This window comes from Streptomyces sp. NPDC024017 (assembly GCF_040638895.1).
Classification (GTDB): domain Bacteria; phylum Actinomycetota; class Actinomycetes; order Streptomycetales; family Streptomycetaceae; genus Streptomyces.
Genome location: NZ_JBEZYZ010000001.1, coordinates 288,244 through 302,118, shown reverse-complemented (window position 1 = coordinate 302,118; position 13,875 = coordinate 288,244). Strand labels below are relative to the sequence as shown.

The following is a 13,875-nucleotide window of genomic DNA, read 5'->3' as shown; positions in this document are numbered from 1 at the left end:
CTCGTCCTTCGGTGAAAGCCGGTCAGTCCTCGGGCGAGAGCGCCGCCGCTGTGGCCTCCACGAAGGCCTCCGGGTTGTCCAGCATGATGTTGTGGCCGCAGTCGGGGATCGCGACGACGGACACTCCGGCCTCGGTGAGGGCGTCGGTGCCGGGAAGCGGGCCGTCGGACTCGGGAAGCAGGAAGGCGCGGGGGATCTTCAGACCGAGCAACAGCTCCCGCATCGTCGGGTTCGTACCGCGGGTGAGGTGGAACGCGCTGCGGTGCAGGGCCTCGCGGCCGGCCAGGCGCATCGTGGACCACCAGTGCGGGCCGACCCGGTCGCGGACCTCCTCCCAGCCGCCGCCCGTCACGAACTCCTCCTCGGAGTAGGCGGCGATGCCGCTGCTGCCCGGGGATCCGGGCGTCCGCGGGATCGGGTCGAGGTTGGCGTCGATGAGCACCAGGCGGGAGACCAGCCGGGGATGGCGGGCCGCCAGGACGATCGCCACCGAGCCGCCCATGCTGTGGGCGATCACTTCGGCGCCCGAGACGCCCGCGCCCGTCAGGGCGTCGGCGAGCGCGTCGGCGTGCGATTCGAGCGTGTAGCCGAAGGTCGTCGGACGGTCGCTGATGCCGTGGCCCAGCAGGTCGATCAGCAGTGACCGGTGCCCGGCGAGCAGCGGGTGGACCGCGACCTGGGTGAAGTAGGCGGGCGATGTGGCACCCAGCCCGTGCACGTAGACGCGCGGCGGCTCCTGCCCCGGCAGTTCGACCCAGCGGATCCGGTCGCCCTCGGGCGTTACGGCGGCGCTGCGCACGGTCTGCTCTCCTGTGGTCACGACGACGGGAGACACGAGAGTAGCCACTGAGGTTGGATGAGCCATGGAATTCTTCTGCCATCACCGCGACCGGCCCGGCTCCCTGCCGCTGCGGGAGGAGCTGGGGGAGGCGCACTGGGCCTATATGGACCGGTACGAGGCGGAGTTGACCGCCCGGGGGCCGACCTTCGCCGACGACGGGGAGACGCCCACCGGGAGTGTTCACATCGTCGACCTGCCGGATGCCGCCGCCGCGCGGGCGTTCGCCTTCGACGAGCCCAACTACCAGGCCGGGGTGTACCGGGATGTCCTGCTGCGGCGCTGGCGGAACCTGCTGGGGCGGACCATGTGGGAGTTTCCGGGCGGGCGGACGGGCGGCGACCGCCATCTCGTGCTCGGGCTCGGACCCTTGTCCGGAGCCGCTCCCGAAGTGCCGGACGAGCGCGACGAGTTGATCGCGTTCGGGCCGCTGCTGTCCGACGACGGTGAGGTCTGGGTGGGTACGGCCGCGCTCGTGAGGGCCCCGGACGCGGAGGCGGCGCGTGCCGTGCTGCGCCTGGGGCGCTACGCGGGCATCGAGGTGCACGCGTGGGAGTTCGGCGGGCGGCGGTGACGTGAGCGCCCGGAGCCCACCGAAGCGGGTGGGCTCCGGGCCGTGGGCCGTGTCAGCCCTGTTCCACTCCCAGGGTCAGCGCACCGGCGTAGCCCGCCGACGTCGTGCTGCCGAGGGGCGTGAGGGTGAGGAGGCCCGAGGCCGCGCCGCCCTCGTCGTAGATGGAGTCCTGGGCGAGTGTGGTGCGCGGGACCGTGTTGACCCTGTACGCGGCGAGTGCCGCGACCCTGGTCGTGATCGTCTCCGCGAAGAAGAGCTGGCCGGTGTGGAGTTCCTGGCCGCCGGTGAAGGAGCCGTCGGGGGTCAGGGTCACGTCCGTGTGGACCTTGACGTGGATGTGCACGCAGCGGCCCCGGTACCAGCCCGGGTAGATCGTGGTGATCTTCGCGACGCCTCGGGAGTCGGTGAGGACGCCGCCGCGCAGGAACGTGCCGTTGTCGGGCTCGTCGTGGCCGTTGTCGCCCACGAAGCCGGAGTACTCGCCGAGCGCGTCCGAGTGCCAGATCTCGACCAGGGCGTTCTCGAGCGGGGCGCAGGTGTCGTCGTCGACGACCGTGAGCGTCAGCTTCAGGGGGATGCCCGTCTTGTCCTCGCTGATGTCGGGGCGGACGTACTGCCCGTCGAGGTAGTAGGGGCCTTCGGTCAGCTCCTTCGTCAGGGTGCAGACGGCCGCGGCGGCGACGGGGGCGGTGTCCGGGGCCGCCGTCCGCCCGTCGGGGGACCGCGTGCCGGGGGCCGTCGCGCCCACGGCCAGGGCGGCTGCGGTGGCGCCGGTGGCCAGCAGGACGGTGCGGCGGCCGATGGGGGTGTCGGGGTGTTCCTTGGAGGTGTCTGTCATGAACACGGCACCCTAGGAAGGCTTGCTGTCGGGGAGCTGTGGGTTCGGCAAAGTGACGATGCGTCAAGTAATTTGTGAGACGGGTGTGAAATTCCGTGACGAGTACGGGTGTTGAGCACGGCATGACGCAGAGACCGACCCCCCGCCCCCTGTCCGATGAAGCCCTCTCCGACCTGCTCGGCAAGCAGCAGTTCGGCACGCTCGCCACCGTCAAGCGCAGCGGCCACCCGCATCTGACCACCATGGTGTACAGCTGGGACCCCGAGGCCCGCATCGTGCGGTTCTCCACGACGGCCGACCGCGTCAAGCTCGCGCACCTGCGGCGCGACCCGCGTGCGGCACTGCATGTGCAGGGCGGGGACGTGTGGTCGTTCGCCGTCGCCGAGGGCGAGGCGGAGGTCTCCGACATCACGACGGCCCCCGGTGACGCGGTGGGCCGGGAACTCCTCGGCATGCTCCCGCAGGCCGCCGCGCCGGAGGACGAAGAGACCTTCCTGCGGCAACTGGTCGACGAACGCCGTGTGGTCATCCGGCTGAAGGTGGACCGGCTGTACGGGACGGCACTCGACATCAACGGCTGAGACGCGGGGGTCGGGGCGCCGGTCCTGCCGGTCGGCCGCCGTCCCGCGCGGTCTGTCCGCCCCGGCTGCCGGTCCTTCCCGCCCGCCCGGTGATCGGGGCCGGGCTCGGCAACCCGGAGCGAGCCGCTCGCGGTTGTTGCCGCGCGAACCATTGACGCGCAAGCGGTTCGATTCTACGGTCCGTTCGAACTTGCGATCGTTGTTCGAAATGTCGAGCAGCTCTTCACCCCCACCGCAAGGAAGAGGACCCGCATGAGCCGCAGTCCGCTCCGCAGACGAACCGCCCTGTTCGCCCTCCCCGCCGCCGCCCTTCTGGCGCTGGTTCCGGGGACGGCGTCCGCGTACCCGAACCCGGGCCGGGTCACCGGTGACGTCGTCACGCACGACCCGTCGATGATCCGCACCTCGTCCGGTCAGTACCTGCTCTACGCCACCGGCGGCGGCATCAGCAACAAGACGTCCAGCGACCGCACCGCCTTCAGGAACGGCAGCGACGCCTTCGGAAGCAGGCCGAGCTGGTGGCGGAACTACTCGTCCGTCCCGGAGGCCTGGGCGCCGGACATCTCGTACCACGGCGGCAAGTACCTGATGTACTACTCCGTCTCGAAGTTCGGCTCGAACACGTCCGCCATCGGCCTCGCCACCTCCAGCACAGGCCAGCCGGGCAGCTGGACCGACCAGGGCACGGTCTACACGTCGAACTCCGCCAGCGACTTCAACGCCATCGACCCGAACCTCTTCGTGAACGACGACGGCAAGTGGTGGCTGTCGTTCGGCAGTTGGTGGACCGGGATCAAGATGATCCAGATCAACCCGTCCACCGGAAAGCAGCTCAGCTCCAACACCGCGCGGTACTCACTCGCCTCCCGCCCCACCGGGACCAAGGCCGTGGAGGCACCCTTCATCGTCAAGCGGGGCGGCTACTACTACCTCTTCGCCTCCTACGACACCTGCTGCAACGGGACGAGTTCGACGTACAAGGTGAAGGTCGGGCGTGCCTCCAGCGTCACCGGGCCGTACCGCGACAAGAACGGCGTCGACCTGATGAACAACGGCGGCACCCCCGTCCTGGAGTCGCACGGCAGCGTCATCGGCCCCGGCGGCCAGTCGATCCTGAAGGACACCGACGGCGACCTGATCGTCTACCACTACTACGACGGCAACGCGAACGGCACGCCCAAGCTCGGCATCAACCTCCTGAACTGGAGCAGCGGATGGCCCGTCGCCTACTGACCCTGCTGGCGGCGCTGCTGCTGGCCCTGTCCGTCGGGCAGCCCTCCGCGAGTGCCGCCTCGTTCGCCAACCCGGTCAAGTCCGTCAAGGGTGCCGACCCCTGGATCTCGTACCACGACGGCAACTACTACCTGGTGACGACGAGTTGGACCGACGTCATCACCATCCGCAAGTCCACCACCCTCGCCGGGCTCTCCACCGCGCCCAGCGTCCAGGTGTGGAAGGGCGACGCCGCCTCCCGGTGCTGCAACATCTGGGCGCCCGAGCTGCACTTCGTCAACGGCCGCTGGTACCTGTACTACGTCGCCGGGCAGAACGTGTCCGACTACAACCCGACGCAGCGCAGCCATGTGCTGGAGAGCGCGGGCTCCGACCCCATGGGGCCGTACACCTACAAGGGGCAGCTCAGCAACGCCTGGATGCTGGACCCGAGCCTGCTGAACGTGGGCGGCCGGCTGTACATGCTCGGCAGCGCGAACACGGGCGGGACGCAGAACGTCGTCATCGCCCCGATGTCCAACCCGTACACCGTCAGCGGCTCGTACTCGACGATCTCGACGCCGACGTACGCCTGGGAGCGGCAGGGCGGCACGGTCAACGAGGGTGCGGAGATCCTGCAGCGGAACGGCCGGACCTTCCTGATCTACTCGGCGAGCGGCTGCTGGACGCCCGACTACAAGCTCGGGCAACTGGAGCTGACCGGCTCCAACCCGCTGTCCGCCTCCTCCTGGACCAAGAAGTCCACGCCCGTCTTCCAGCGCAGTGACGCCAACGGGGTGTACGGGCCCGGCCACAACGGCTTCTTCACCTCACCCGACGGCCGCGAGAACTGGATCGTCTACCACGCCAACGACTCCGCCTCCGAGGGCTGCGACAACGGCCGTACGACCCGGGCGCAGAAGTTCACCTGGAACGCCGACGGCACGCCCAACCTCGGCACGCCGGTCAGGCTCGGGGCGTCCCTCCCCGGCCCCTCCGGTGAACCGTCGGCAGCCTCGACGACCTACACCGTCACCAACCGCAACAGCGGCAAGTGTCTGGAGGTGGCAGGGAGTTCCTCGGCCGACGGAGCCAACGTCCAGCAGTACGGCTGCAACGGAGGCGCCAACCAGCGCTGGCGCCTGGAGGACCTCGGCGACGACACCCACCGCCTGGTGAACGTCGCCACCGGCAAGGTCCTCGACACCGCCGACTGCTCGACGGCCGACGGCGCCGACCTGCGCCAGTGGTCCTGGCTGAACAACACCTGCCAGCGGTTCCGTTTCGTCGCCACCGACAGTGGCCACGTCCGGATCGCCAACCAGGCCACGGGGAAGGTGGCGGACGTCGCGAGTTGCTCGACGGCGGACGGCGCCGACGTACGCCAGTGGTCCTGGCTCAGCAACACCTGCCAGCAGTGGAAACTGACGGCGGTATAGCCCCCCAGGGGCGCGGGGAACTGCGCGACCAGCCACAAACCACCCGCACCCGCCGAACTACCCGGCCTGCCCCATGCCCGCCGCGTTGGGCCAGCTCTGCGCGGCGGGCCACCCCGTGGCCGGCGCCGGCGTCAGCCCGTTCGTCCCCCGCACCTGCGCGGCCGTCAGGCCACCGCGGGCCGGGACGCCGGGCGGCGTGGGCCCGGTGAAGGGGGCGGCCATGGGGGAAGGCGCGGGCACGGGAGCCGGCGCCATGGCAGGGACCGGCGCCGGGGCCTGGGCCGCGGGTGCCAGGGGCGGGGACGGGGCAGCCATCGGCTGGGGAGCGGATTGCGGCTGCGGCATCTGCGGCTGCGGCATCTGCGGTTGGGGCATCTGCGGCTGCGGCATCTGCGCCGCAGCCGGCATCGGCATCCCACCGCCCGCACCCGCCGGTACGGCGGACGCGGCGGCGGGGAGCGGCATGCCGATGCCGGTGGCCGGAGCGGGCGCCGGCGCGGGAGCCGGGGCGGCGGGAGCGAACCCCAGCCCGCCCGTACTCGCGGCCGCCGGGGCGAGCCCCGGCCCCCCGGCCCCCGTGGCCGCGGCGGGGGCAGGCGCCGCGGCCATCCCCACCGCCTGCGCCGCGAGCCCCCGCATACCCGACCCGTTCGTCTCGCTCACCAGACGGTCCACGGCCGCCGTACCCGAGCTGTAGCTGGTCCCATTGCCCAGCTCGGGTACGGCGGCTCCCCTCCTGGACGTCCCGTAGAGCACCTGTTCCAGGCCGGACACCAGGCGACGCACGTCCACCTGGGGGCGCACCACGAGACGCAGGAAGCGACTGGACGAACCGATCTTGTTGCCGCACTCGCGGACCAGGATCCTGTGCTCGGTGAGCATCCGGTCCCGGACCACGGTGCCCTCGGCGCCCACGGGGAGGCGCACGAAGAGGAAGTTGCCCTGCGACGGGTAGACCGTCAGCCCGGGCAGGGAGGAGAGCTGGCCGGCCATGTCGAGGCGGTCACGGCGCACCTGCTGGAGGCTCTGCGCGTACTCGGCGCCGTGCTCCTTGAGCATGAAGACGACGTGCTCGGCGAAGGAGTTGAGGTTCCACTTCGGCAGCATCGAGCGGATCCGCCCCGCGAGCGCCGGGTTGGAGACGAGGTAGCCGAAACGGATGCCGTGCAGGCCGAAGTTCTTGCCGAGGCTGCGCAGCACGACGACGTTGGGCCGCAGCATCGCCTCCTGGACGACGGACGGCTCGGCCTCGGCGTCCGCGAACTCCAGGAAGGACTCGTCGATGACGATCAGGTCGAGGTCGGCCATGGCGTCCATGAACTGGACGATGGCGTGCTTGTGCAGGAAGCCGCCGTCGGGGTTGTTCGGGTTGCAGATCACCGCGACGCGCGTGCCGCGGGCCCGGATGAACTCGGCGTACTGCGCGAGGTCGAGGGCGAAGCCGCTGGACTCCTGGAGCGGGAACATGTCGACCCGCTTGCCGGTCTCCATGGGCTGGTCGGTCCAGCGGCCGAAGGTGGGGACGGGGACGGCGAGGGACTCGCGGACCAGCAGGTGGTCGATCCAGGTGATGAGTTCCGTCGAGCCGTTGCCCATGGCCACGCACTGCGGCGGCAGCTGGAGCAGGCTGCACAGCTCGGCCGTTATCGTGTCGGCGCTGCTCGGGTAGTAGGTGATGATGTCGCGCAGCCGGCCCGCCATGTCCTCGAACATGGCCGGGGTCGGGAAGTACGGGTTGCAGGGGATACAGAAGTCCACGGGGCCGGCTCCCTCGCCGCCCTCACGTGTCAGAGCCGCCATCGACGGGCTGTGGGCCGCGGTACTGCGGAACAGCGACGTGACGTTGTCGGCCATGGAACCTCCGTATGGGGCGGGCCCGTTGGGGACGGACGGGCCCGACGTTTAAGGGCGGCCCGCGCGGGGGAGCGCGGGCCGCCCATTCATACGGAGACCACGGTGACACCGTTCAACCATCGGGAAAACGGTCGGAACATGTGTCCGGTCTGTGAAGACCTGTCAGTGGCCTCAGCAGCCGAACGTGTGGATCGTGGTCGTCCGGTACGTCTGCCCCGGTCGCAGCACCGTCGACGGGAACTTCGGCTTGTTCGGCGAGTCCGGGAAGTGCTGCGTCTCCAGGCACAGGGCGTCGCCCTGCCGGTAGGTGCGGCCGGACGGGCCGGTCAGCGTGCCGTCGAGGAAGTTGCCGGAGTAGAACTGCAGGCCCGGCTCGTTCGTGGCGATCTTCATGGTGCGGCCGGAGGCCGGGTCGCGCAGGGTGGCGACGTGCTCGGGGCGGGCGGTGATGCCCTTGTCGAGGACCCAGTTGTGGTCGAAGCCCTTGGCGGTCACCAGCTGGGGGTGGGAGACGCGGATGTCCCGGCCGATCGGCTTGGCCTTGCGGAAGTCGAAGGGGGTGCCCGCGACCTTGGCCAGCTCGCCCGTGGGGATCAGGCCCGCGTCGGTGGGCGTGTAGCGGGAGGCCGCGATCTGGAGCTCGTGGTCCTCGATCGTGCCGCTGCCCTCGCCGGCCAGGTTGAAGTAGACGTGGCTGGTGAGGTTGACGACGGTGGCCTTGTCCGTGGTGGCCTCGTAGTCGACGCGCCAGTCGCCGTGCTTGGTGAGGGTGTACGTCACCTTCGTCTTGAGCGTGCCCGGGTAGCCCATCTCGCCGTCGACGCTCGTGTAGTACAGGTGCAGACCGACGTCGGAGCCCTTGGTGAACGGCTCGACGTCCCACACGCGCTTGTCGAAGCCCTGGGTGCCGCCGTGCAGGCTCTGCTCGCCGTCGTTCACGGACAGCTGGTAGTTCTTGCCGTCGAGGGTGAACTTGCCCTTGCCGATGCGGTTGCCGTAGCGGCCGATCAGCGCGCCGAAGTACGGGGTCTTCGCGACGTAGTCCTCGAGGTTGTCGAAGCCCGCGGAGACGTTGGCGTACCGGCCGCGACGGTCGGGGATCTCCAGTGACTGGACGACACCGCCCCAGGAGAGGACCTTCAGGCGGGTGCCGCCGTTCTCCAGCGACCAGCTGTAGACCTTGGTGCCGTCGGCCAGCTTGCCGAAGAGCGTCTTCACCGGCTTCCTGCCTCCCGTGGCGTGCGCCGTGCCGCCGAGCGTGGTGGCGGCTATGCCCGCCGCCGCTGCTCCCGCGATGACCGTGCGTCTGTTCAGTTCCATGTGTGCGGCTCCCGATAAGGAGAGGGCCCCGCCTGGTGGCGGGGCCCCGATCTGACTTATGAACCGACCTTGCGCTTGTTCCACACGTCGAACCCGACCGCCGCCAGCAGCACCATGCCCTTGATGACCTGCTGCCAGTCGGTGCCGATGCCGACGAGGTTCATACCGTTGTTCAGCACGCCCAGGACCAGGCCACCGATGATCGCGCCGAGCACGGTGCCGACACCGCCGCTCATCGACGCACCGCCGATGAACGAGGCCGCGATCGCCTCCAGCTCGAAGTTGAGGCCGGCCTTGGGAGAGGCCGCGTTGAAGCGGGCGGCGAATACCAGACCCGCCAGGGCCGCGAGCATGCCCATGTTCAGGAAGACCAGGAAGGTGACCTTCTTGTCCTTCACACCCGACAGCTTGGCCGCCGGGAGGTTGCCGCCGATCGCGTAGATGTGGCGGCCGATGATCGCGTTGCGCATGACGTAGCCGAAGCCGACGAGCAGCACGCCCAGGATGAGCAGCACGATCGGGGCGCCCTTGTAGCTGGCCAGCAGCATGGTGAGCGTCAGCACGGCGGCGCCGATCGCGACCAGCTTCAGCAGGAACAGCTTGGCGGGCGGGACGTCCAGGTTGAACTCCTGCTGCCGCTTGCGGTCACGGACCTCCTGGAAGATCACGAAGGCGATCATCGCGAAGCCCAGCAGCAGGGTGAGGTTGTGGTAGTTCGTGTTCGGGCCGACCTCGGGCAGGAACCCGTTGGCGACCTTCTGCAGCCCGTCCGGGAACGGGCCGAGGGTCTGGCCCTCCAGGAAGATCTCCGTCAGACCGCGGAAGATCAGCATGCCCGCCAGGGTCACGATGAACGACGGTATCCCGCCGTACGCGATGAAGAACCCCTGTACGGCACCCGCGACCGCGCCCACGGCCAGGCACAGCACCACGGCGAGGGGCCACGGCAGATCTTGTTTGACCATGAACACGGCGGCCATCGACCCGACGAACGCCGTCAGCGATCCGACCGAGAGGTCGATGTGGCCGGCGATGATGACCAGCATCATGCCGATCGCGAGGATCAGGATGTAGCTGTTCTGCAGCACCAGGTTGGAGACGTTGCGCGGCAGCAGCAGGTCGCCGTCGGTCCAGACGGCGAACAGGACCACGATCAGGCCCAGCGCGATGAGCATGCCGTACTGCCGCATGTTGCGGCGCATGCCCTCCATCACCAGCTGCAACAGGCCGTCGGCCGCGGCCCCTCCGCTCTTGCCCGGCGGCGCGGGGGCCGGGCTCTTGGCGGTCACGTCCGTGCTCATCGGGATACCTCTTTGTCCTTCGTCATCTGACGCATCAGCGATTCCTGGGAGGCCTCGGCCCGCGAGAACTCACCCGTCAGCCGCCCCGCGGCCATCGTGTAGATGCGGTCGCACATGCCGAGCAGCTCGGGCAGCTCGGAGGAGATGAAGACGACCGCCTTGCCCTGGGCCGCCAGCTGGTCGATGACCGTGTAGATCTCGTACTTGGCACCGACGTCGATACCGCGCGTCGGCTCGTCCAGGATCAGCACGTCCGGACCCGAGAAGATCCACTTGCTGAGGACGACCTTCTGCTGGTTGCCGCCGGACAGCTTGCCCACCGGCTCGAACACCGTCGGTGCCTTGATGTTCATGGACTTGCGGAAGCCCTCGGCGACCTGCCGCTCCTCGTGCTCGTCGACCACACCGCGCTTGGCGACCTTGCCCAGGGCGCTCAGCGAGATGTTCCGGTTGATGGTGTCGATGAGGTTGAGGCCGTAGTGCTTGCGGTCCTCGGTCACGTACGCGATGCCGTGCTTGACCGCCTCGGGGACGGACTTCGTACGGATCTCCTTGCCGTCCTTGAGGACGGTGCCGCCCGCGTACCGGCCGTAGGTCCGCCCGAAGACGCTCATCGCGAGTTCGGTGCGGCCGGCGCCCATGAGACCGGCGATCCCGACGATCTCCCCGCGCCGTACGTGGAGCGACACGTCGTCGCACACCTTGCGCTGCTGGTCGATCGGGTGGTGCACGGTCCATCCCCGGATCTCCAGGGCCGGCGCCACGCCCTCCTCGGGCTCGTGCGGCGACCGCTCCGGGAAGCGGTTCTCCAGGTCGCGGCCGACCATCCCGCTGATGATCCGGTCCTCGGTGGTCTCCGCGGCCTTCACGTCGAGGGTCTCGATGGTCTGTCCGTCGCGCAGGATCGTCACCGAGTCGGCGACCTTGCGGATCTCGTTGAGCTTGTGGGAGATGATGATCGAGGTGATGCCCTGCTTCTTCAACTCCAGGATGAGATCCAGGAGTTTGCCGCTGTCCTCGTCGTTCAGCGCGGCGGTCGGCTCATCCAGGATGAGCAGCTTGACCTTCTTCGACAGGGCCTTCGCGATCTCCACGAGCTGCTGCTTGCCCACGCCGATGTCGGCGACGCGGGTGTCTGGGTGGTCGGACAGGCCCACCCGGCGCAGCAGCTCGGTGGCGTGCCGCAGCGTCTCGGTCCAGCTGATGATCCCCCGGGTGGCGTGCTCGTTGCCGAGGAAGATGTTCTCCGCGAGGGAGAGGTAGGGCACCAGCGCCAGTTCCTGGTGGATGATCACGATGCCGCGCTCTTCGCTGGCCCGGATGTCCTTGAACTGGCAGACCTCACCCTCGAAGAGGATGTCGCCCTCGTACGTGCCGTGCGGGTGGACGCCGGAGAGGACCTTCATCAAGGTCGACTTGCCGGCGCCGTTCTCCCCGCAGATGGCGTGGACCTCGCCCTGCCGGACGGTCAGCGTGACGTCCGACAGCGCCTTGACGCCGGGAAAGGTCTTGACGATCGAGCGCATTTCCAGGACGGGTCCCGCCATGGTCGTGCCTTCCAATCAGTGGTGAATCGTCGGTCGGTGGCGGGGACTACTTGACGTCGCTCTCCTTGAGGTAGCCGGAGTCGATGAGCTCCTTCTGGTAGTTCGCCTTGTCGACGGCGACCGGCTCCAGCAGGTAGGCCGGGACGACCTTCGCGCCGTTGTCGTAGGTCTTGGTGTCGTTGACCTCGGGCTTCTTCTTGTTGAGCAGCGCGTCGACCATGTTCGAGGACACCTTGGCGAGCTTTCGGAGGTCCTTGTAGACAGTCATCGACTGCTGGTCGGCGATGATCGACTTCACCGAGGCGACCTCGGCGTCCTGGCCCGTCACGACCGGCAGCGGCTTGGCCTTGGAGCCGTAGTCGTCCGACTTCAGCGCCGACAGGATGCCGATGGAGATGCCGTCGTACGGGGAGAGGACCGCGTCGACGCGCTCGCTCTTGTAGGCCGAGGTCAGGATGTCGTCCATGCGCTTCTGGGCGGTGCCGCCGTCCCAGCGCAGGGTCGTGACCTGGTTGAGCTTGGTCTGGCCGGAGCGGACGACGAGCTGCTTCTTGTCGATGTAGGGCTGCAGGACCTTCATCGCGCCGCCGAAGAAGTAGCGGGTGTTGTTGTCGTCGTTGGAGCCGGCGAACAGCTCGATGTTGAAGGGGCCCTTCTTGCTGCCGTCCTTCAGGCCGAGCTTCTCGACGATGTAGGTGCCCTGGAGCTCGCCGACCTTCTCGTTGTCGAACGACGCGTAGTAGTCGACGTTCTTCGTGCCGAGCATCAGGCGGTCGTAGGAGATGACCGGGATGTTCGCGTCCTTGGCCTGCTGGAGCACGTTGTTCATCGACTTGTTGTCGATGGCGGCGATGATCAGCGCCTTGACGCCCTGCGTGATCAGGTTCTCGACCTGTGAGACCTGCTGGTCCGGGTCGTCCTCGCCGTAGACCAGCTTGGTCTTGTAGCCCTTGGACTCCAGTTCCGTGACGACGTTCTTGCCGTCGGCGATCCAGCGCTCGGAGGACTTGGTCGGCATCGCGATGCCGATGGTGGCGCCCTTGGCGCTGTCCCCGCTCTCCTCGCTGCCACCCTCGCTGTTCTGCCCGCAGGCGGACAGGGTGAGGGCGAGGGACGCGGCTCCGGCTATGGCGGTGAGAGCGGCTCTGCGGTTACGCATGATGATCATCCTTGATCTGTGTGCAGGGCTCGGTCTGGAAGGCGCGAAGTCGCTCCGGGTGGTCGTGCCGGAAAGACCGAGAAGAGATGTGTGGGATTGTGCGCGGCTGTGTCGTCTTTTGTAAGGCGAGTTTCCGGAACGTTATGACGAAATTTCGAAACGCTGGAGGTCGCCCGGCAGCCGCGAGCCGAGCGGCGCCATGTCGCCGTCCGCTCCGTGGCGTGCCAGGAGATCCAGGGCGAGCCGGCCGCGCCGCACGCGTTCCTTGGCGGTGGCCAGGGTCAGCTCCCGCATGTGGTGCCCGTAGGGGTAGATCCCGGGCGCCTTGGACAGACCGAACTTCAGGTACAGCGGGGCGCCGCGCCGGATCAGCTCGGCGACCTCGTACATCCGGACGTAGCCGCCGAGGTCGTCGGGGGCCTCGATGTACATGTCCATCGGAGCGCCCGACACCCGCCGGATCTCGGTGAGGTGATCGAGCGTCAGGTCGCTGGGCACGTTGATCGAGTCGCCGCCGAGGCGCTCGTAGACCGCGTACGCGGCCGGGTTGACCGGGCCGATGAGCGCGGAGACCTTGAGCGTCGTGTCGGCCGGGATGATCCCGGCAACCCGTGCCCGGTGCAGCGTCCACAGCACGCCCTCGTCGGCGACGAGCAGGCACTTGACGCCCAACTCCGTGGCTCTGACGGCGTCTTCGACGCAGCCGGCGACGGCGTCGTGGCCGCGGGCGCGCAGCCCGGCCCCCCGCGAGTCGGTGCGCGTGGACCCGCCGATGTCCCAGGTGCCGCGCGGGCCGGTGAACAGGCAGAGCTCGATGTCGCGTTCACCGGTCGACTCGACCATCTCGGTGATCTCGGCGTCGGTCAGCATCCACACGCCGCTGCCCTGGCTGATCCGGTGGATCGGCACGTCCAGCCGCGAGGCCTCCTTCAGCACCACCGCCAGCGCCTCGGGACCCTCGCAGGAGGGGATCTCGGTGCGCCAGCGGCCGCCGCCGGGGAAGGAGTGCGGAGAGGCGTCGGCGGGGTCGGGGTCGGGCGCGCTCAGGCCCAGGGTGGTGAGCGCCTGCTCACCGGGCCTGCGGGCTGCCGTGGCGGAAGCGTCGGTCACAGGAATGTCCTTCGGTTCGATATTTCGGACGAGGTTCGCGGCTCTGGGTGTGGCAAGGCTGGGTGTACGCCGGTACGGGAGCCGTCAGGTTGCCCCCGTACC

General features: G+C 68.9%; 12 protein-coding genes. 4 read left to right on the top strand and 8 right to left on the bottom strand.

Features of this window, described 5'->3' with window-relative positions; genetic code table 11:
- Positions 1-22 precede the first annotated feature (22 nt).
- Positions 23-799, bottom strand: a complete 777-nt coding sequence (locus AB0G20_RS01445; RefSeq protein WP_361295758.1) for an alpha/beta hydrolase — start codon at positions 797-799, stop codon at positions 23-25.
- A gap of 64 nt (positions 800-863) precedes the next feature.
- On the opposite strand from AB0G20_RS01445, the gene AB0G20_RS01440 reads away from it, so the two are divergent.
- On the top strand, positions 864-1,412 hold the full coding sequence (locus AB0G20_RS01440; protein ID WP_361294050.1) for a YciI family protein: 549 nt from the start codon (positions 864-866) through the stop codon (positions 1,410-1,412).
- 52 nt (positions 1,413-1,464) lie between these two features.
- Here AB0G20_RS01440 and AB0G20_RS01435 read toward each other — a convergent pair whose 3' ends face one another.
- On the bottom strand, positions 1,465-2,250 hold the full coding sequence (locus tag AB0G20_RS01435) for an intradiol ring-cleavage dioxygenase (protein ID WP_361294047.1): 786 nt from the start codon (positions 2,248-2,250) through the stop codon (positions 1,465-1,467).
- A 122-nt stretch (positions 2,251-2,372) separates the two neighbouring features.
- On the opposite strand from AB0G20_RS01435, the gene AB0G20_RS01430 reads away from it, so the two are divergent.
- The 3 genes from AB0G20_RS01430 (at position 2,373) to AB0G20_RS01420 (ending at position 5,482) form a co-directional block, all read left to right on the top strand.
- Positions 2,373-2,831 carry a PPOX class F420-dependent oxidoreductase gene (locus tag AB0G20_RS01430; RefSeq protein ID WP_361294044.1) on the top strand — a complete coding sequence of 153 codons (459 nt, stop codon included), beginning with the start codon at positions 2,373-2,375 and terminating at the stop codon, positions 2,829-2,831.
- Positions 2,832-3,083: 252 nt separating this feature from the next.
- Complete coding sequence (locus tag AB0G20_RS01425; RefSeq protein ID WP_361294041.1) at positions 3,084-4,064, top strand: arabinan endo-1,5-alpha-L-arabinosidase; 981 nt, start codon at positions 3,084-3,086, stop codon at positions 4,062-4,064.
- Positions 4,046-5,482: a family 43 glycosylhydrolase gene (locus AB0G20_RS01420; protein ID WP_361294038.1), complete on the top strand. Its 1,437-nt coding sequence runs from the start codon at positions 4,046-4,048 to the stop codon at positions 5,480-5,482. The genes AB0G20_RS01425 and AB0G20_RS01420 overlap by 19 nt, the downstream gene beginning before the upstream one ends.
- A gap of 57 nt (positions 5,483-5,539) precedes the next feature.
- Here the strand turns inward: AB0G20_RS01420 and AB0G20_RS01415 are convergent, their stop codons facing one another.
- The 6 genes from AB0G20_RS01415 to AB0G20_RS01390 form a co-directional block, all read right to left on the bottom strand.
- On the bottom strand, positions 5,540-7,336 hold the full coding sequence (locus AB0G20_RS01415; RefSeq protein ID WP_361294035.1) for a histidinol-phosphate transaminase: 1,797 nt from the start codon (positions 7,334-7,336) through the stop codon (positions 5,540-5,542).
- 171 nt (positions 7,337-7,507) lie between these two features.
- The gene (locus AB0G20_RS01410; RefSeq protein ID WP_361294032.1) at positions 7,508-8,656 is read right to left on the bottom strand and encodes an aldose epimerase family protein; all 1,149 of its coding nucleotides are present in this window, start codon (positions 8,654-8,656) and stop codon (positions 7,508-7,510) included.
- 56 nt (positions 8,657-8,712) lie between these two features.
- Positions 8,713-9,957 carry a multiple monosaccharide ABC transporter permease gene (gene mmsB, locus AB0G20_RS01405; protein ID WP_361294029.1) on the bottom strand — a complete coding sequence of 415 codons (1,245 nt, stop codon included), beginning with the start codon at positions 9,955-9,957 and terminating at the stop codon, positions 8,713-8,715.
- Positions 9,954-11,504, bottom strand: a complete 1,551-nt coding sequence (mmsA, locus tag AB0G20_RS01400) for a multiple monosaccharide ABC transporter ATP-binding protein (RefSeq protein ID WP_361294026.1) — start codon at positions 11,502-11,504, stop codon at positions 9,954-9,956. The genes mmsB and mmsA overlap by 4 nt, the downstream gene beginning before the upstream one ends.
- A 46-nt stretch (positions 11,505-11,550) precedes the next feature.
- Entirely contained in the window at positions 11,551-12,663 is a 1,113-nt protein-coding gene (gene chvE / locus AB0G20_RS01395) for a multiple monosaccharide ABC transporter substrate-binding protein (protein ID WP_361294022.1), read from the bottom strand.
- 141 nt (positions 12,664-12,804) lie between these two features.
- Entirely contained in the window at positions 12,805-13,773 is a 969-nt protein-coding gene (locus AB0G20_RS01390) for a hypothetical protein (RefSeq protein WP_361294019.1), read from the bottom strand.
- Positions 13,774-13,875 lie beyond the last annotated feature (102 nt).